Origin of the sequence: Pararhizobium sp. IMCC3301 (assembly GCF_030758315.1) — a bacterium.
Lineage (GTDB): Bacteria > Pseudomonadota > Alphaproteobacteria > Rhizobiales.
In genome coordinates, this window is record NZ_CP132336.1 from 2,695,804 (window position 1) to 2,714,566 (window position 18,763).

The following is an 18,763-nucleotide window of genomic DNA, read 5'->3' on the forward strand; positions in this document are numbered from 1 at the left end:
AAACACTCTATTGGCAGAAATCAATGCGGCAAAGCAATTGTTGAACTTGCCTGACCTGCACGTTATCGTCCGATAACACCGATCAGCGTCAACCAGGGCGCAGCGTCTGCGGCCCGGACCCGACGAGTGTAATAATTCACGGTGTGTGACAGGGAGGGCGCATGACACTTATCTCACGCATGCGCAGTGAATATGCTTACCTGACGGGCGCCATTCGCACGCTGCGCCGGTTGAAACCTATAGCTGAAAACAAAACCCGCATCTGGCCTGATGGACTGGAATATCTGGCCGGCAGATTTGGCGATCGGCCGGCCCTGCTCAGCCGAAACCAAAATTTCAGCTATTCGCAACTTTTCAACCGGGCCAACCAGTATGCCCGCTGGGCCAGCAACGCGCAGATTAAAAAAGGCGATGTCGTTGCATTGCTGATGCCCAATAGCCCCGAATTTCTGGCGGTGTGGACCGGGATTGCCCGCGCCGGGGGTGTGACAGCACTGTTGAATACCAATTTGCGCGGCACATCGCTGGCGCATTGCATCAACATTGTTTCACCGAAACATCTGATCGTCGATGCCGCCCTCGCTGATGCATTTTCTGATGCGGAGAACCATCTGGACTATGACGCCGCTGCCGATCAGCCGGATGTGTGGATATATGGCGACACCACGGTGTCGTTTGCACAGGCCCCGAAACCGCTCAAGCCTCTGCTCGACGCTGCTGATACCGCGCCTCTGGCCATCGCCGACCGTCCCGATCTGACGACCGACGATAAATGCCTTTATATCTACACCAGCGGGACCACCGGCCTGCCGAAGGCTGCCAACATCAACCATTATCGGGTTCAGGCCATCATGCACGGATTTTCCGGGGCCATGGGGGCGCTCGCGACGGACCGCAACTACACCTGTATGCCGATGTATCATTCAGCGGGCGGGCTGATTGCCACCGGGTCGATGCTGACAGTCGGTGGTTCGGTCTTCATCGCCGAGCGCTTTTCGGCCAGCAGTTTCTGGGATGATATTGTCGATAATGACTGCACCATGTTCCAGTATATCGGCGAGTTGTGCCGCTATCTGGTGAATACGCCGCCCCATCCCAAAGAGCGCGCCCACACCATACGTCTGTGCAACGGCAATGGTCTGCGGCCGGACATCTGGGAAACCTTCCGCACGCGCTTCAAATTGCCCCGCATTCTGGAATGGTATGCTGCCACTGAAAGCAATGCGGTGTTCTTCAATTTTGACGGCAAGGTGGGGTCGATCGGCCGCATTCCCAAATGGGCTGAACACAAATTTGTCACCGAAGTCGTGCGCTTCGACTATGAGACCGAAGCTCCGAAGCGCAACGCCCGCGGCTTTTGTGAAAAATGCCAGCCGAATGAAATCGGCGAAGTCATTTCGCAGATTCTGAACGATCCGAAACGGCCCAGTCAACGCTTCGAAGGCTACAGCAACCGCAGCGAAAGCGAACGCAAGATACTTGAGGCAGTTTTTCAGCCAGGTGATCGCTGGTTCCGCACCGGAGATTTGATGCGCCGCGATGCTCTGGGCTATTTCTATTTTGCCGATCGCATCGGCGATACGTTCCGCTGGAAAGGCGAAAATGTCGCCACGTCTGAAGTATCGGAAAACGTCACAGGATTTGCCGGCATCCGCGAAGCCAATGTCTACGGGGTTGCTGTACCCGGCATGGAGGGCCGCGCCGGCATGGCGGCATTGGTGGTGGAAGACGATTTTAATCCAAAAGCGTTTTATGGCCATGTCTGCCAGACCCTGCCGGATTACGCCCGGCCTGTGTTTCTGCGTATCCAGAACAGCATCGAGACCACCAGTACATTCAAGCAGCGCAAGGTTGAGCTGGTGAGACAGGGGTGCAATCCGGCCAATGTTTCCGAGCCGCTGTTTATGCTGGATCACAAGTCGGAATCCTATGTTTCTCTGACCCCATCGCTTTACGATGCAATCTGCTCTGGTAAAAGACGGCTGTAACACCAGCGCGACCACCCCCGGCGGATCGCCAAAAATGCTGAATCGGAAGCTCATGACTGGCAACATTCTTGCAATTGATCAGGGAACGACATCAAGCCGTTCCATTATTTTTGACGAGACACTGACCGCAATCGGCTCCGGTCAGCAGGAATTCACGCAATATTTCCCGGATTCAGGCTGGGTGGAACATGATCCTGAGGAAATCTGGGACAGCGTTGTTAAAACTGCAAAAGCGGCGCTTGCCGATGCCGGCCTTGGCGCCGATGCGATTTCTGCCATCGGCATTACCAATCAGCGCGAAACCATTGTGATCTGGGACCGGGAGAGCGGAAAAGCAATCCACAATGCCATTGTCTGGCAGGACAGACGCACCGCCGGGTTCTGCACCGCATTGAAATCGGAAGGTCACGAAGATCTGTTCACCAGCAAAACCGGACTTCTGCTCGATCCGTATTTTTCAGGGACCAAGCTTGCCTGGATGCTCGACAATATTGAGGGTGCGCGTGCCGGGGCGGAAAGCGGCAAGCTGGTCTTCGGTACCATCGACAGTTTCATCATCTGGCGGCTGACCGCTGGCAAATCCCACGTCACGGACGCAACCAATGCCGCCCGCACACTGATCTTCAACATTCACACCCAGGAGTGGGATGATGAATTGCTGGAGATTTTGCGGATACCGCGCGCCATGTTGCCGGATGTGCAGGATTGTGCCAGTGATTTCGGCACCACTGACAGCAAGATCCTGGGTGCGGCCATTCCGATTGCCGGTGTGGCCGGGGACCAGCAGGCCGCCACAATCGGCCAGGCATGTTTTGAACCGGGGATGTTCAAATCGACCTATGGAACCGGTTGTTTTGCGCTTTTGAACACGGGTGACAAGCCGGTGCCGTCGCAAAACCGCCTGTTGACCACGGTGGCTTACCGGCTGGGTGGGAAAGTAACTTACGCACTGGAAGGTTCGATCTTCATCGCCGGAGCGGCTGTACAATGGCTGCGGGACGGCATGAAGATGCTCGACAATGCCGGTGACAGCGGTGAGATGGCCGAGGCTGCCGATCCACATCAGCATGTCTATCTGGTGCCAGCCTTTGTCGGGCTTGGCGCGCCCTACTGGGATGCCGAAGCCAGAGGCGCGATTTTCGGCCTCACCAGGGCATCGGGCCCGAACGAACTGGCCCGCGCCGCACTGGAGGCGGTGTGCTACCAGACCCGCGATCTGCTGGAAGCCATGCATAAGGACTGGGCCGCCGAGGCGGATACGGTGTTGCGGGTCGATGGCGGCATGGTGGCCAGCGACTGGACCATGCAGTTTCTGGCCGACATTCTGGACGCCCCGGTTGATCGGCCGACCATCCTGGAGACAACGGCACTTGGCGCAGCCTGGCTGGCCGGTCATCACGTCGGTGTATGGGGAGATCAGGCGGAATTTGCGGCGCGCTGGCAGCTTGATAGAACTTTTGAGCCGAAAATGGATGAAGCCATGCGTGCGCAAAAATATGCCGGCTGGAAAGATGCCGTCAGCCGTACCCTCAGCAGCCGGGATTAGAACGATCTAAAAACAAAAACCCGGATCAGGCCGATGACGCGTTCCCAGTTTGGAGACACCAAAAATCTCGGGCAAATAATTGTCAGAGACCACTACCTTTCAGGTTTCTCAGCCCCCAACCGGTACGCGCTCTTTTTCATTGCGAACAAAATACCGGGAGTCTTTGGGGGAAGTTGTTTTCTTGAATCCGATCTCAACTTCACGGTCCAGCTTGACCATAAATCCCAAAAGCTTCTCCAGCGAAAAGCCGTGAAGCTTTCCATTCTTCAAGGCTGAAATTTTGGGCTGAGGAACACCAAGTAACGCCGCAGCTTGCTTTTGATTCAGATGGCGATGGTGGAGAATGGAGTTGATTTGCCCGACAATTGCAGCCTTTAGCTTGAGCTCCGGGGCATCTTCGAGCCCCAAATCGGCAAATACATTCCCGCTACCAATCTCCATTTCGACGTCTTCAATGGTCTCAGTCATGTTTTTCTCCTCAGTTGCGCTTGCACTTGCTTCAAGCGACTTTTCACGAGATCAATCTCTGACTTGGGAGTCGCACTCCCGGATTTGGACTTCTTTTTGAACGCGTGCAGAACCAAAATATCATCCGCAAGTTTTACAGCATATACAGACCTGTACGTATCCGTGTTGTGGTCGGCTACGATTTCCAAAACACCTGGACCTAAGCCTTTCAAGGGGTTTGCATAGCTCGCCTTTCGGCCTTTCTGCGCTTCACTCAGCGCATACCCCACGGCAATCTTTACCTCTTTGGGGAACGCCATCAGGTTCTTCTTGGAGTCTCCGACCCAGATCAATGACCTTTCTGACACTGGCGAATTCTCCTATACCAATATAGGTATAATTGCAATTTGACGCAACCAGTTTCCTCGCGCCATTGGCGCTTCCGTCTAACAAACTTGTTTATTGAAAAACAAACGCCCGCCGGAAAACATTACCGGCAGGCGTGGTGTTGTGTCGCGAAAACCTGGAATGCTTCATCAAGCCGATCCGGGTTGTTCCTGATGGTGAACAGGCTGATCAGACGGGTGCCAGAACCATTGTCATCTGGCGGCCTTCGAGCTTTGGCGGCATCTCCACCTTGGCAATGTCCTTGGTCGCTTCCTTGACGCGCATCAGAACCTGCATACCCAGTTCCTGGTGCGCCATTTCCCGGCCGCGAAAGCGCATCGTGACCTTGACCTTGTCACCTTCTTCAAAAAACCGGTTTACGGACCGCATCTTCACCTCATAATCATGGATGTCGATATTCGGCCGCATCTTGATTTCCTTGACGTCGACTGTCTTTTGCTTCTTTCGGGCTTCGGCAGCTTTTTTCTGGGCCTGGTATTTGAACTTACCATGATCCAGAATTTTGCAGACAGGCGGTTTGGAATTTGCCGCAATTTCAACAAGGTCCAACCCTGCTTCAGCGGCCATTTCCAAGGCGCGGTCTGTCGGCACGATGCCGTGATTTTCACCCTTTTCGTCAATCAACTGAACGGTGGGGGTGGTGATTTCCTTATTGGCGCGAGGGCCTTCTTTCACTGCCGGAGCGGCTCTATGTGGACGGCGAATGGTGGTTTACTCCTGATTGTTTACGATACGGGTTAAATTGGTATTTGCAGGTCCTTTGTCCAGTCTTGCATCATGCCGAAGCTATTCAGACCCGCCTTAGCATAAAATCCTGTGCCAATGGCGAAAAGTCAAGAACTCAGCGGAGTTGGATGGATAAAACACTGAAATTTGCCGGATTTACCCGGATTTCAATTTCAATTTCGCCTTTTGGTCTGCAAAAGAGCACCATATACTCGCAATGTCTGCGTGCACATCGCCTCCAGCGAAAAACGAGCTGCCACATAGTTTCTGGCGCGGCGCCCTGTGGCTGCGCGGGTTTCATCGCTCATGGCAAGCACAGTTCCCAGAACGTCAGCCATCGCCGCCGCATCTCCCGGCGGCACGCGCCAGCCGGTGCGTTCGTCCTCGCTCGCCTCGGGCGGAGCCAGAATGGTTTCCCGTGCACCGCCATGATCGGTGGCAATGGCCGGAATGCCTGCCGCCCCGGCTTCGACGGCGGCACGGCCAAATGCTTCCTCGCGCGTTGATGCAACGACCAGACAGGTTGCCAGCATCAGTGCAGCAGGCACATCATCACAATGGCCAACCAGACGGATGTGACCGGTTAGTCCGCGCGCTTCAATGAGCTGCTGCAAATGCATTTCAAACGCGTTGTCATCCTGGCTGCCACCCGCCAGAATCAGCAGCGGGTTTTGCTGACGGTCGCTCTCCAGCAGCCGGCCCATTGCCTCGATCAGAACCTCATGGCCTTTCCACCCTGTCAGTCTGGCGACATTGAGTATCAGCGGCCGGCTGGTGTCGATGGTTTGAAACGACCATTGCTGCCTGACAGCTTCACGCCGTGGCAGTGAAATCGAAGCTGGCGCAAAGGCATCCAAATCAATGCCGCGATAAATTGTGGTGATGCGGGGCTTTGCCTCGGGGCGGCGTTGTGCAATCAGCGCGGCAGTCATGCCTGAATTGGCGATGACCGCATCGCCGCGCGCCATCACCGAATTATAGAACGCTTTCAGTGCGTTGGCCTGGCTGTAAATTCCGTGATAGGTGGTCACAAAGGGGCGGCCGGTCCAGCGCGCGGCCCATAGAGCCGGCCAGGCCGGAGCCCGCGAACGGGCATGGACAAGATCAACCTTGTAATCGCGTATGAGCCTGACAAGCGCAAAAGCGCTGTGCAGCATCCGAACCGGGTTCTTGCTGGCGGCGTTCATGGCGATAAATTTGCCCCCTGCGGTTTCCAGCTCTGCCACCATGCGACCGGGTTCTGCCACCACCACAGCCCTGCCACCGGCAGCAACAATTGCCCGCGCCATGTCGACAACTGTGCGCTCGGCGCCACCGGCTTCCAGTCGCGGAATGATCTGCAGGATGGTGCGGCCGCTGAGCGCCAGTGTGTCGGCAGAATGTTCCGGTTGTTGCATCTGGCCGTGGTCCTGCAAACAGATTGATGATCATCGCAATCTTGTCCTGATCGCCCCGCTATGGCATCAAACGATTTGAAATACCACCCAGTGCAAGGCCCCCGATGAGCGAATCCCAACCTGACCTGCCAGCGCCCCAGACCCTTGCAGTGGGCAGCGGTGATGAACTCAGGACCATTGCCTTTCGCCACAGCACGGCAACAGATGCGGTCCCGCCGGGTCTGGTCTGGCTGGGAGGCTTTAAATCCGACATGGACGGATCGAAAGCCCTCGCCCTCGCCCGTTACGCTGAACAACACGGCCTTGGCTTCACCCGGTTTGATTATTCCGGACACGGCCTTTCCGGCGGCAGCTTTCTGGACGGAACGATTTCGCGCTGGCTGGATGAGGCGGAAGCTGTGGTCAGGGCCACATCCGGCGCCGGGGACCAGCGCATTCTGGTCGGCTCATCAATGGGAGGCTGGCTTGCGCTGTTGCTCAACAGACGTTTGCGCCAATCCGGCGGCCCGCAGATTTCCGGGCTCGTGTTGATTGCACCTGCGGTTGATATGACAGCGGATCTGATGTGGCAGGAGATGTCAGAGGCCGGCAGGGCCGAGTTGCTGAACACCGGGCGGCTTGAAAAACCCAGTGACTATTCAGATGACCCCTACATCCTGACGCTTCGGCTGATCGAAGATGGCAAACACCATCTGTTCGGTTCTGCAATCATTGAAACGGGGTGTCCGGTTCACATTTTGCAAGGCGGGCTGGACACCGATGTGCCGCCGACCCATGCCCTGAAACTTGCCAGCCAGCTGCCACTGGATGATGTAGCTCTGTCGCTGATTCCGGATGGAGACCACCGGCTTTCGCGGCCGCAGGATCTGCAGCGCCTGATGCGCAGCATCGACACGCTGCTGGAGGGAATCGCCGGTTAAGGGAATCCGCTGTCCCGGATCGTCGAAAAACTGGTGGTGATCAGGCAAAGCACCATTGACGGATGCGCCGGTTTACCCCTATAAGGCGCGCCATATGGTGGCAATTGTGATTGCCGCCCTTTTCGTTTTAATCACAAGGCAGCAGATGGCCGCGAAGGCTGGTCTGGATGGCCTTTTGCAAATAGAGGGGCTCAAGCCCATGGCGAATACACCTTCAGCCAAAAAGTCAGCGCGCAAAATTATTGCCCGCACCGAAGTCAACAAGGCGCGCCGCAGCCGCATCCGCACCTATCTTCGCAAGGCCGAAGAAGCGATCGCCTCCGGCAATCAGGCCGATGCCGCCGCCGCTCTCAAGGACGTGCAGCCTGAATTGATGCGGGCTGCAGGCAAGGGCGTTTTGCCGAAAAATACCGCATCGCGCAAAGTATCGCGTCTGGCTGCCAGAGTAAAAGCACTCGAAGCTTAAGTTTCTTCGGCGAGCTTTTTGCAGGCGTAATTTCGCATTCTGCATTCTGAGTACTGCCGTTCGGCAACGCCACGCATGCAGTTTTCGTCAGCGCCCAGGAATCCCGATCCTGACCAGATTTTCTAAAAAAAGGCCCGGCCGATGCCGGGCCTTTTTTGTTGCCGATTTGGAGTCCTGACCCTCGCGACAGGTGATGGCCGCGCGCGCCGCGACTAAGTCATTGAAGAGTCAGAGAAATTCTTAACAGCCAAGCAGAATTTTGGAAATTATCCATATTTTTCAATGTGTTATTAAAAAGCCCCGACCCTTTTGACAGCAACCTTCAGGCGAAAAACCGATTCTGTTTTTGTCAACCGCGCGGGCAGAATTTTTTTTTCGGGCGTGCATCGGGAGACCATCGATAGCACCGCTTGACACAAAACACATTGAGTCGCAAAGCCTTAACAAATCACGCTTCGAAAACAGCTCCCCGGAATCGGCTTGCGGGCTGGAAACTGCTAAAAGAATCTTGCCTGAGTCGGCTTGCGGTGGCAAAAACCTGTGTGTATCTTTATCTCATCAACGGCGGCACACACACTCTTGTTCAGAGTGGTCCCAAATAAAATACGTTCCTGATTGAGTATTCGCATAGCGCTGACCTTTTAAAATTGGTTTTGCGTGACCGGTTTACTTTTGCCTGTATGGGAAAAGTCCAACCGCCAGAATAACGTTTTGTTAATTCCTGGGCGTGCGTTTCAGGTTTGCAGAATGGAAGTGAATTTCATCTTCCGTCCTGCCGATTGGAAACGAGCTAAGCTCATCAACGGGCATAGAGGGCCAGGACAGTGTTCAGCGTAGTAGTGGATGAGTTGGCATCACCGGGTCAGATCTTGCATCTGGAGCCGGGGATCAGCGGACAGGATGTGAATGCCGGTTTCGGCAGTCAGGTACTTGAGGCAGTCGGGTAGAAGCAGTCGGGTAATCGGAGCGTGCAGATGATGCGCTCGAATGGGAAACGTGGGCGAAGATGACTGACTTTCAGATAACGCGACCAATTGGTTTGACAGCTGTCAGGCCGCCAAGCCAGACCAGTTGCGCGGCATCGGAGTTGCAAAAGACTGTTGCGGCGATTGGCTATGCTGGTGATGTTTCAGCTCCGGACGCATATGCTTCTCTCGCTGACAAGGCGCTGATCGTTGATGTGCGCACCGGTGCGGAATGGACTTTTGTCGGCCTGCCTGCCCTGACACCTGAACAACTGGTGCTGTGCGAATGGCAGATTTTTCCGGACATGCAGTTGAACCCGGAATTCGTCAGCCTGGCAGGCCAGGAAATTCTGGCGCGCAGCGGTGGGGATCATCCGGCTGATGCGCCTGCGGTATATTTTCTGTGCCGGTCGGGAGCCCGCAGCCGCGCCGCGGCGATTGCCATGACCGGGGCGGGTTTTCCGGCGTGTTTCAATATTGAAAACGGATTTGAGGGCGTCCCTGACGCTCAGGGGCACCGGGGCAGGGTCAATGGCTGGAAAGCCGATGATCTGCCTTGGCGCCAGGGTTGACCGGCCGATGAGCGATGACCAGTGGCTGAGCGGCCTGACCGAATACGATTTGACAGATGAGCGACGACCACACGAGGGCGATATGATTGGCAAGAGCGATACTGAACCGCAGCAGAATACGAATGAAGCATCGCATTTCCGCAAATCATCGGCCGAAGCCATTGAACTGGTCGCCGACAGCAACGCAAATAGGCCGGCGAAGTCCAGGCAAATTGCTACGAAACCACTGAAATCATCCGACACTGCAGCCCAACAGGTCCTTTCCACCATGACTGATGCCACCTTGACCGACGATGATGACAGCCAGGATTTTCAGGAAATCTGGCAGAAGATCCTGGCGCGGCTCAGGACTGAGCTTGGCGAGGATGTGTTTTCCTCCTGGTTCCTGCGGGTTGAACTGGAGAGTCTGACGGGCGGCGTTGTGACCCTCTCGGCTGCTACCCGGTTTTTGCGCAACTGGATCATGTCTCATTTCAAGGAAACCCTGATCGGGTTCTGGGAAAAAGAAATTGGCACTGTGCACAAACTCGATATTCGGGTGCGCAGTACATTGCGGGCGCAGGCCGGCCAATCTGCCAATGTGGGCGGCGCAGCCGAGAGTGCGGCGCTGGGCGGCAAATCCGCATCAGCCAGGCGCCTCGCGGATATGCGCGGCAGTTCCGGTCATTCCGGCCGCAATCATGCCGGCGAGGCCATGAGCACGCGGTTTGAAACGGGAGCGCGGACGCAACCGACGGGCAAGACGGTCGCGGGCCCGAAACCCGCCAAGCCGGCTTATGGCGGCGCGGCCGTAACCGGCAATTCCCTGTCGCTGGTTCAATCACTCAGCAGCGCGCTCGACCGGCGTTACCTGTTTGACGGATTTTGCCCGGGCGCTGCCAACAAGGTGGCGTTTGAAGCGGCCCGGTCAGTGGCAATGGCGCTTCCCGGTGCACCGGTGCTGTATAATCCGCTTTATCTGCATGGCAGTGTCGGCCTTGGCAAAACCCATTTGTTGCAGGCCATTGCCAATCAGGCCGCCAGCACTGGGACACGGCAGGTGGTGTATCTGACCGCCGAGCGCTTCATGTCCAATTTTGTCCAGGCGTTGCGCAGTGAGCGGGCGCTGCAATTCAAGGAACAGTTGCGCGCGATTGATCTGCTGTTGATCGATGATATGCAGTTTCTGACCGGAAAATCGATCCAGCAGGAATTCTGCCATATGCTGAATGCGCTGATTGATGGTGGAAAACAGGTTGTCGTCGCCGCAGACCGCCCGGCATCAGAACTCGATGCGCTGGAAGAACGGGTGCGGTCACGGCTCCAGGGCGGCGCTGCAGTCCAGATTGCGGCACCTGATACGCAGTTGCGCCGCGATATTCTGGCGCGTCGTTGCCAGACGATTACCGCCAATCATCCGGCCATCGACATCAGTGACACTGTGCTGGATTATGTCGCAAATCTCATCACCACCAATGGCCGGGATCTGGATGGCGCCCTTAACCGTTTGATCTGCCATGCCCAGACAAGCCGTGAACCGGTAACCATTTCGGTAGCGGAACAAGCCTTGTCTGACCTGATAGGCCGCCGGGAGCCGAGAAAAGTGCGTATTGAAGATATCCAGAAAATCGTCTCGCAGCACTACAATGTATCGCGTACTGATTTACTGTCTGCGCGGCGCACCCGCACCATCGTTCTGCCGCGTCAGATCGCCATGTATATTGCCAAAAGCATCACGCCGCGTTCCTTGCCGGAAATCGGTCGGCGATTCGGCAATCGCGATCACACCACCGTGCTGCATGCGGTGCGCAAGATTGAAGGCCTGCTGAAAACCGACACGAAGCTGGGTCAGGAAATTGAATTGCTGAGCCGTTTGGTCCAGGAATAGACCGGCTCTGCCTGACCCAAAAGTGCAAGTTTGAGCGGAAATCGGAATTCCCCTTGCACTTTTGGGTCAGGCGCGCCAAATTTGCACAAGTCAAAGGCCTCCGTTAAAAGCGGAGGTCTTTCGTGTCTTTAGTTTTTGAACATCGGTTATTTCCATGAAAGCCACCCTGGAACGCTCCCATCTGTTGAAATCGCTCGGTCATGTGCACCGGGTGGTGGAACGGCGCACCACCATTCCCATTCTGTCAAATGTTCTGATCAGAAGTGAGGAAGGCAGTGTACAATTGAAGGCGACGGATCTTGATCTGGAAGTTGTCGAGCGGGTTCCGGCAATGGTGGAACAGCCTGGCGCGACCACGGTTCCGGCTCATATTCTTCATGACATCATCCGCAAATTGCCGGACGGGGCGGAAGTCAGCCTCGACACTACCGGGAGCGGCGACACCCTGGCGCTGAGCGCCGGGAAATCCCGCTTCACCCTGCAGATGCTGCCGGACAGTGAATTCCCGGATATCACCGCCGGTGAGTTCAGCCACACGTTTTCACTGGATGCCGCTGATCTGAAAAAACTGATCGACCGCACTCAATTCGCCATCTCCACCGAGGAAACCCGGTATTATCTCAATGGCATCTATCTGCATGCCGAGGATCAGGCCGGTGAATTGGTGCTGCGCGCCGTTGCCACCGACGGGCATCGTCTGGCTCTGGCCGATATAGCCGCTCCCAAGGGTTGTGAAAATATGCCTGGCATTATTGTGCCGCGCAAAGCTGTCGGCGAGATTCAAAAGCTGCTCGATGGCGCTGACGAACGGGTACAGGTGGAATTGTCGGACAGCAAGATTCGCGTAAGCCTCGGTTCAGTTATTCTGACCAGCAAGCTGATCGATGGCACATTTCCTGATTACGAACGTGTCATTCCGCGCAACAATGACCGCGAACTTCGCCTCGACCGGGCGACCTTTGAAAAGGCGGTCGACCGCGTTTCAACCATTTCCAGCGAGCGTGGACGTGCGGTGAAACTCTCGCTCAGCGAAGATCAACTGGTTTTGAGTGTGACCAATCCTGATTCCGGCACGGCGACAGAAGAGCTGGCCGTGCAGTACGGCTCTGAAAGTCTGGATATCGGATTTAACGCCAAATATCTGCTCGACATTGCCAGTCAGCTGCAAAGTGAGGCGGCGCTTTTCAAATTTTCAGATCCTGGCATGCCGACGCTGGTCTGCGACGAAGCAGATCCGAGCACACTTTACGTGCTGATGCCAATGCGCGTCTGACAGACGCCGAGGCAAATTCGATAGGACACAGGTGGCAATTGTGACGGGACGCGCGCCCTTTATCAGCCGCCTGTCACTGACCGGCTTCCGCAATTACCCGCACCTGACGCTCAAACCCGACAGCCGCCCGGTGGTTCTCACCGGTCCGAACGGGGCTGGAAAAACCAATCTGCTGGAAGCTGTCTCGTTTCTGTCTCCCGGACGGGGGCTGCGCCGTGCGCCACAGGATCAGATCGCCCATATCAATGGCGACGGATTCTGGGCTGTCTTTGCTGATATCACGGAAGGCGGCGAGGCGACGCGGATCGGCATCGGTCTTCAACCTGCCGCGAACGGCCCGGAGCGTAGCAAGAAACTGCGCATCAATCAGGCCAATGCTGCCAGTGCGGAAAGCCTGCTGGACTATCTGCGCATTCTCTGGCTGACCCCGGCCATGGACGGGCTGTTCACGGGACCGGCGGGTGACCGTAGACGGTTTCTCGACCGGCTTGTGCTGGCAGGCGATCCGGGTCACGGACGGCGCGTCAATTCCTATGAAAAGGCGCTGACAGGCCGCAACCGGCTGCTGGATGCGCCGCGCCCGGACACATCGTGGCTGGACGGGCTGGAAAGCCAGGTAGCGGAACTTGGCGTTGCCGTTGGCTTTGCCCGCCGCGAGTTGGTGCAGCGGCTGGATGCGCGTCTTTATGCTGAAAGTGGCCCTGACGAAACCTTTCCAAAAGCCGCGCTTGCGCTGGAAGGATCGTTCGAGCAATTGCTGGCGGCCGGGGAGCGGCCCGCAATCGAGGTGGAGCAGGATTTTCGCGACCTGTTGCGCAACGGCCGCCGCCGCGATGCCGCCGCTGGACGCACGCTGGACGGGCCGCACCGCAGCGACTTGCTGGTCCATCACCGCGATAAAGACATGCCGGCCGCGCTGGCCTCCACCGGGGAACAAAAGGCCCTGCTGATCGGTCTGGTGCTGGCTCATGCCAGACTGGTCAGCGAACTGGACGGGCGCAGTCCGGTTCTGCTGCTGGATGAAATCGCGGCGCATCTCGACCCTGTCCGGCGCGCCGCCCTGTTTGACGCCTTGCTGGAACTCGGCGGCCAGGCCTGGATGACAGGAACCGACCCGGTTCTGTTTGAAGCGCTGGGTACCCGCGCCCAGCATATGCGCGTTGATGGCGGCGGCGTCACACAGATAGCCTGAATGAGACAACCTGGCTGTGCGGTCAGGAAACGGGTGGCCCTGTCGGGCGCTCCGGAGTAGAGCGTTTGATGCCACCTTTGAACGGTCCGGTCCGCCACAACTTGCGGGAAACCGCCCCGAAGAAAGACAGACATGATCCGTCTCACCATGAATCCGTCCGACTGGGCGCTGCTGATTTTTCTGTCGATCCTGTGGGGAGGATCTTTTTTCTTCATCGAAATCGTGCTGCAGGTGATACCGCCACTGACCCTCGTCGCGCTGCGGGTGTCACTGGCCGCACTGGCACTGTGGTCAATCGTCGTCGTGCTTCGGGTCAAGGCCGTGTTTCCGGCGCGGGTCTGGCTGGCATTTCTGGTGATGGGGCTGCTGAACAATGCCATTCCCTTCACCTTGCTGACCTTTGCCCAGGTTGAGATTGCCTCGGCCCTGGCGGCGATTCTCAACGCCACAACGCCACAACGCCGCTGTTTGCCGTTGTCGTGGCTGCGTTGTTTCTGGCTGACGAGAAACCCGGCATTTTGAAATTTACCGGTGTGCTGATCGGTTTCAGCGGCGTCGTCATCATGATTGGTGCAGATCTGGCAGGAATTCAGCCATCCGGCACCGGGTTGCCCACCGTGCTGGCGCAATTGGCCTGCCTGGGTGCGGCGCTCTCCTATGCCTTTTCCGGAGCCTTTGGCCGCCGCTTTCAACGCTACGGCGTGCCGCCGTTGCTGACTGCGGCAGGTCAACTCACCGCCTCCTCGTTGATGCTTTGGCCGGTTGCGCTGATGTTCGACGGAACGGGCGCCATCAAAGGCGTGCTTGATCCGGTTGCCATGGTTTCACTGCTGGCGCTGGCGCTGGCCTCGACAGCGCTTGCCTATGTGATCTATTTCAAATTGCTGGCTCGTGTCGGCTCAACCAATCTGCTTCTGGTTACATTCCTGGTGCCGATCACTGCATCGCTGCTCGGAATAGCCATATTGGGGGAACATCTGGCCTTGACCGATCTGGCCGGAATGGCCCTGATCGGTGCCGGCCTGTCCGCCATTGATGGCAGATTATGGCGACGCTGGTGATCAGCTACGTTGTGCTTGCCGTCAAAGCCCTGTCCGTGTTCGCCCGCCCTGCGGTACGCAGACAAATGAAACGACTGGTCGCAAACACCTGATTTCATCGGTTTTTGGCGGATTTTCGCGGTTTTGGTGCCTAATCCGTGCGGTTTCAATGGTTGTATGCGAACTGAAACCCCATATAAGGGTCTGAGACTTTTTTACAGACCGGAAAGTGATTCGTTATGGCCGATTCTGAGCCGATTGCAGACCCAGAAATCGTGATAGAAGAGGCCGAATACGGTGCCGATTCCATCAAGGTTCTGCGCGGTCTCGACGCCGTGCGAAAACGGCCGGGCATGTATATCGGTGACACGGATGATGGTACCGGTCTGCACCACATGGTCTACGAAGTTGTTGACAACGCAATCGATGAGGCGCTGGCCGGACACGCGAATTTTGTCAAGGTCACTTTGAATGCCGATGGCTCGGTGACAGTTCAGGATAATGGCCGCGGCATCCCCACCGATATTCACTCCGAAGAGGGCATTTCCGCAGCCGAAGTCATCATGACCCAGCTTCATGCCGGCGGCAAGTTCGACCAGAATTCCTACAAGGTTTCCGGTGGGTTGCACGGCGTTGGCGTGTCGGTGGTCAATGCGCTGTCTTCTGTGTTGAAACTGAAAATATGGCGGGCCGGAAAAGTCTTCGAAATGAGTTATTCTCACGGCGTTGCGGACGCGCCTCTGGCGGCAACGGGTGACGCAGGCACCCAGACCGGGACAGAAGTGACCTTCCTGCCCAGCACCGATACCTTCACGCAAACCGAGTTTGACTTTGCCACGCTTGAGCACCGTTTGCGCGAACTCGCTTTTCTGAATTCGGGCGTTTACATAATTCTGACCGACAAACGCGGAACTGAAGACCACATTGAAGAGATGCAGTATGATGGCGGTCTGGAAGCCTTTGTCGCCTATCTTGACCGGGCCAAACATCCGCTGATCGACAATCCGATTTCCCTGATCACCGAAAAAGACGGCATTACGGTTGAAGTTGCCATGTGGTGGAATGACAGCTACCACGAAAATGTGCTGTGCTTCACCAACAACATTCCCCAGCGTGACGGCGGAAGCCATCTGGCCGGGTTCCGCGGTGCGTTGACCCGGCAGATGGTGGGCTATGCCGACCGCTCGGGCATCACCAAAAGGGAAAAGGTCAATGTTACAGGCGAAGACAGCCGTGAAGGCCTGACCTGCGTGTTGTCGGTCAAGGTGCCGGACCCGAAATTTTCATCCCAGACGAAAGACAAACTGGTTTCCTCGGAAGTGCGTCCTGTTGTCGAAAGCGCGGTCAATGAATCGCTGCAGGCCTGGCTGGAAGAGCATCCCATCGAAGCCAAAATTCTTGTCGGCAAGGTGGTAGAGGCCGCCGCTGCACGCGAGGCCGCCCGCAAGGCCCGCGAGTTGACGCGGCGCAAGGGCGCGCTCGACATCGCCTCGCTGCCCGGCAAGCTGGCTGATTGCCAGGAGCGCGATCCGGCCAAATCGGAAATTTTTCTGGTGGAGGGCGATTCTGCAGGCGGATCGGCCAAACAGGGCCGCAGCCGCGCCAATCAGGCGATTCTGCCCCTGCGCGGAAAAATTCTGAATGTGGAACGGGCCCGGTTTGACCGCATGCTGGGGTCTAACGAAATCGGCACCTTGATCACGGCCCTTGGCACCGGGATCGGCAAGGAAGAATTCAATCCCGATAAACTGCGCTATCATAAAATCATCATCATGACCGATGCGGATGTCGATGGTGCCCATATCCGCACATTGCTGCTGACCTTCTTCTTCCGTCAGATGCCGGAGTTGATCGAGCGCGGCCATCTCTATATTGCGCAACCGCCGCTTTACAAGGTGAAACGCGGCTCCTCGGAAAGCTATCTGAAGGATGAAGAAGCGCTGCAGGACTACCTCATTCTGTCCGGTATCGATGACACAACGCTGACCCTTCAAAGCGGTGAAGTACGGGCCGGGGACGATCTCAACGGATTGCTGAGCGATGTGCGTGCCTTTGCCAAAACCCTTGCCGGGCTGCACAGCCGCTACGATCGCCGTCTGGTCGAGCAGGCGTCCCTGGTCGGCCTGCTGGAGCCAGGTGTTGCCGAGGACGGCGATGCCGACCCGTTGATTGAGCAACTCGTCACCCGGCTGGATGTTCTGTCGGAAGAAACCGAACGCGGCTGGGCCAGCGAAAAGCGCGGCGATGGCTCGATCGTGCTGTCTCGCGAAGTGCGCGGTGTGCGCGAGGCGCTGATTCTGGATGGAGCCCTGTTTGAAAGCGCCGATGCAAGGCGTCTGAATACTCTGGCAGCGCGCTTTGCCGATGCTTTTAAAGGGGAAGGCGTGCTGAGGCGCAAAGAGCTGGAAACGCCGATCCACGGTCCGACCGATCTTCTCGATGCCGTCCTTCTGGTCGGCCGTAAAGGCATTTCCATGCAGCGTTACAAAGGGCTTGGCGAAATGAACGCCGATCAGCTCTGGGAAACCACACTGGACCCGAATGCCAGAACGCTGCTTCAGGTGAGGATCGGTGAAGCCTATGATGCGGATGATATTTTCAGCAAACTGATGGGCGATGATGTGGAGCCGCGTCGCTTCTTCATCCAGGAAAATGCCCTGAATGTCTCAAATCTGGACATCTGATTCGGAATTGCCATAGTTTTGCCGCACTGCAGCATCAGTCACTTGTCTATCCCAAGACAAGTAAAAGAGACTCATGTTTAAATCAGTATTCACGGCCTTTGGCCTCCTGACACTGGCCACATTTGGCTTCAATTCAACTCCTGCGGATGCAGACACCAGCGCGCGTTGCGGCAAAGCCTCCTGGTACGCACTTTTCAGCCGCACAGCCAGCGGTGAGATGATGAATCCGAGCCTGCTGACTGCAGCACACCGCTCGCTGCCTTTCGGCACGCGGGTGGAAGTGACGAATATGGCAAACGGCAAGTCTGTAGTTGTGCGCATTAATGATCGCGGCCCGTTCATCAAGGGCCGTGTTATAGACGTATCCAAAGGTGCTGCCAAGAAAATCGGCATGATCCGCTCTGGCGTTGCCAGGGTCAAGGTCACCGCACTCAACGGCAAGCCCGTCAAAGGCGCGTCCACCTGCAGCTGAAGCTGAGATACCGTCTAACGATCCCGAAGCGCCTGGAGAAAAATCTTCAGGCGTTTTTTTTTCGACTTCGCCAGTTCGTGAGCATAGCGGATGCCCAAAACGCCTCCGGTGATATGACGGCGGCCGAACAGATAGCGCATCAGATTAAGTGGATATTCAATCAACAGGCGCGCCCGCAGGCCACTGGCAGAGCGGCGATATGCTTTTTCAGGCACCTGCTGGCGGGCATAGGATTCCATTTTCGGTGCAATGTCGGCCAACTGTCTGAAACTGTAATGCCAGACCGGACCATCGATCTGCCCGAGTTGCGCTCCGGCATCGATCACCCGGTCATCGGTGAAACTGTCTGAATAGCGCATTTTGCGGCGGTCATAGAGCCGGTTGATGCGGTAGAAATCCGCCAGTGGCCGTGGTTTTGTCTGGCCCGGATAAATCGTCACCACTTTGAGATAATAACCCGGCCTTGGCGGTGGACCGTCTGCGAACAGCGCTCTGATCTCAGCAATCGCGGCTTGGCTGAGCACTTCATCGGCGTCCAGATTGAGCAGCCAGTCATGGCGGCACTGCTGCTCGGCAAAGCGCTTCTGCGGGCCAAACCCCGGCCAGTCATTGTGCAGCACGCGGGCACCCAGACGATTGGCCAACGCCACCGTGTCATCGGTTGAACCGCTGTCGACGACGACAATATCATCCGTCAGTTGCCGAATCGCCTCAAGGGTCGCGGGCAGACGATCGGCTTCATTGCAGGTGATGATGAAAGCGGAGAGCGCAACCCTGTCAGTCACTGGACAATTCCCGGT

General features: G+C 56.7%; 17 protein-coding genes. 12 read left to right on the plus strand and 5 right to left on the minus strand.

The window, feature by feature from the left end; translation table 11 throughout:
* The first annotated feature begins 161 nt into the window (after positions 1–161).
* The gene (locus tag RAL88_RS13055) at positions 162–1,988 is read left to right on the plus strand and encodes a long-chain-acyl-CoA synthetase (protein ID WP_306264015.1); all 1,827 of its coding nucleotides are present in this window, start codon (positions 162–164) and stop codon (positions 1,986–1,988) included.
* 52 nt (positions 1,989–2,040) lie between these two features.
* The gene (gene glpK / locus RAL88_RS13060) at positions 2,041–3,534 is read left to right on the plus strand and encodes a glycerol kinase GlpK (RefSeq protein ID WP_306264017.1); all 1,494 of its coding nucleotides are present in this window, start codon (positions 2,041–2,043) and stop codon (positions 3,532–3,534) included.
* Positions 3,535–3,642: 108 nt separating this feature from the next.
* Here glpK and RAL88_RS13065 read toward each other — a convergent pair whose 3' ends face one another.
* The 4 genes from RAL88_RS13065 to RAL88_RS13080 form a co-directional block, all read right to left on the minus strand.
* Positions 3,643–4,002, minus strand: a complete 360-nt coding sequence (locus RAL88_RS13065; protein WP_306264019.1) for a helix-turn-helix domain-containing protein — start codon at positions 4,000–4,002, stop codon at positions 3,643–3,645.
* On the minus strand, positions 3,999–4,301 hold the full coding sequence (locus tag RAL88_RS13070) for a type II toxin-antitoxin system RelE/ParE family toxin (RefSeq protein WP_306264021.1): 303 nt from the start codon (positions 4,299–4,301) through the stop codon (positions 3,999–4,001). Before RAL88_RS13070 ends, RAL88_RS13065 begins: the two co-directional genes overlap by 4 nt.
* 256 nt (positions 4,302–4,557) lie before the next feature.
* Complete coding sequence (infC, locus tag RAL88_RS13075; RefSeq protein ID WP_306269682.1) at positions 4,558–5,094, minus strand: translation initiation factor IF-3; 537 nt, start codon at positions 5,092–5,094, stop codon at positions 4,558–4,560.
* Between the two features lie 194 nt (positions 5,095–5,288).
* Positions 5,289–6,512 (minus strand): glycosyltransferase family 4 protein, encoded by a 1,224-nt coding sequence (locus tag RAL88_RS13080; protein WP_306264023.1) that lies wholly within the window; start codon positions 6,510–6,512, stop codon positions 5,289–5,291.
* A gap of 104 nt (positions 6,513–6,616) precedes the next feature.
* On the opposite strand from RAL88_RS13080, the gene RAL88_RS13085 reads away from it, so the two are divergent.
* From RAL88_RS13085 to RAL88_RS13130, 10 genes are all read left to right on the plus strand, one after another.
* A complete protein-coding gene (locus RAL88_RS13085; RefSeq protein WP_306264025.1) occupies positions 6,617–7,432 on the plus strand; it encodes a carboxylesterase in 816 nt (271 codons plus the stop codon).
* A gap of 199 nt (positions 7,433–7,631) precedes the next feature.
* Positions 7,632–7,898, plus strand: a complete 267-nt coding sequence (gene rpsT, locus RAL88_RS13090) for a 30S ribosomal protein S20 (protein WP_306269684.1) — start codon at positions 7,632–7,634, stop codon at positions 7,896–7,898.
* A 1,087-nt stretch (positions 7,899–8,985) separates the two neighbouring features.
* The gene (locus RAL88_RS13095; RefSeq protein WP_306264027.1) at positions 8,986–9,435 is read left to right on the plus strand and encodes a rhodanese-like domain-containing protein; all 450 of its coding nucleotides are present in this window, start codon (positions 8,986–8,988) and stop codon (positions 9,433–9,435) included.
* A complete protein-coding gene (dnaA, locus tag RAL88_RS13100; protein ID WP_306264029.1) occupies positions 9,395–11,302 on the plus strand; it encodes a chromosomal replication initiator protein DnaA in 1,908 nt (635 codons plus the stop codon). The genes RAL88_RS13095 and dnaA overlap by 41 nt, the downstream gene beginning before the upstream one ends.
* Positions 11,303–11,456: 154 nt before the next feature.
* Positions 11,457–12,575: a DNA polymerase III subunit beta gene (dnaN, locus tag RAL88_RS13105; protein ID WP_306264031.1), complete on the plus strand. Its 1,119-nt coding sequence runs from the start codon at positions 11,457–11,459 to the stop codon at positions 12,573–12,575.
* Between the two features lie 40 nt (positions 12,576–12,615).
* Positions 12,616–13,767 carry a DNA replication/repair protein RecF gene (recF, locus tag RAL88_RS13110; RefSeq protein WP_306269686.1) on the plus strand — a complete coding sequence of 384 codons (1,152 nt, stop codon included), beginning with the start codon at positions 12,616–12,618 and terminating at the stop codon, positions 13,765–13,767.
* A gap of 132 nt (positions 13,768–13,899) precedes the next feature.
* Complete coding sequence (locus tag RAL88_RS13115) at positions 13,900–14,289, plus strand: DMT family transporter (RefSeq protein ID WP_306264032.1); 390 nt, start codon at positions 13,900–13,902, stop codon at positions 14,287–14,289.
* The gene (locus tag RAL88_RS13120) at positions 14,247–14,828 is read left to right on the plus strand and encodes a DMT family transporter (protein WP_306264034.1); all 582 of its coding nucleotides are present in this window, start codon (positions 14,247–14,249) and stop codon (positions 14,826–14,828) included. Before RAL88_RS13115 ends, RAL88_RS13120 begins: the two co-directional genes overlap by 43 nt.
* A 218-nt stretch (positions 14,829–15,046) precedes the next feature.
* On the plus strand, positions 15,047–17,491 hold the full coding sequence (gene gyrB, locus RAL88_RS13125; RefSeq protein WP_306264036.1) for a DNA topoisomerase (ATP-hydrolyzing) subunit B: 2,445 nt from the start codon (positions 15,047–15,049) through the stop codon (positions 17,489–17,491).
* 73 nt (positions 17,492–17,564) lie between these two features.
* Positions 17,565–17,963 (plus strand): septal ring lytic transglycosylase RlpA family protein, encoded by a 399-nt coding sequence (locus RAL88_RS13130; protein ID WP_306264038.1) that lies wholly within the window; start codon positions 17,565–17,567, stop codon positions 17,961–17,963.
* A 14-nt stretch (positions 17,964–17,977) separates the two neighbouring features.
* On the opposite strand, the gene RAL88_RS13135 is transcribed toward RAL88_RS13130, so the two are convergent.
* Complete coding sequence (locus RAL88_RS13135) at positions 17,978–18,748, minus strand: glycosyltransferase family 2 protein (protein WP_306264039.1); 771 nt, start codon at positions 18,746–18,748, stop codon at positions 17,978–17,980.
* Positions 18,749–18,763: the final 15 nt, after the last annotated feature.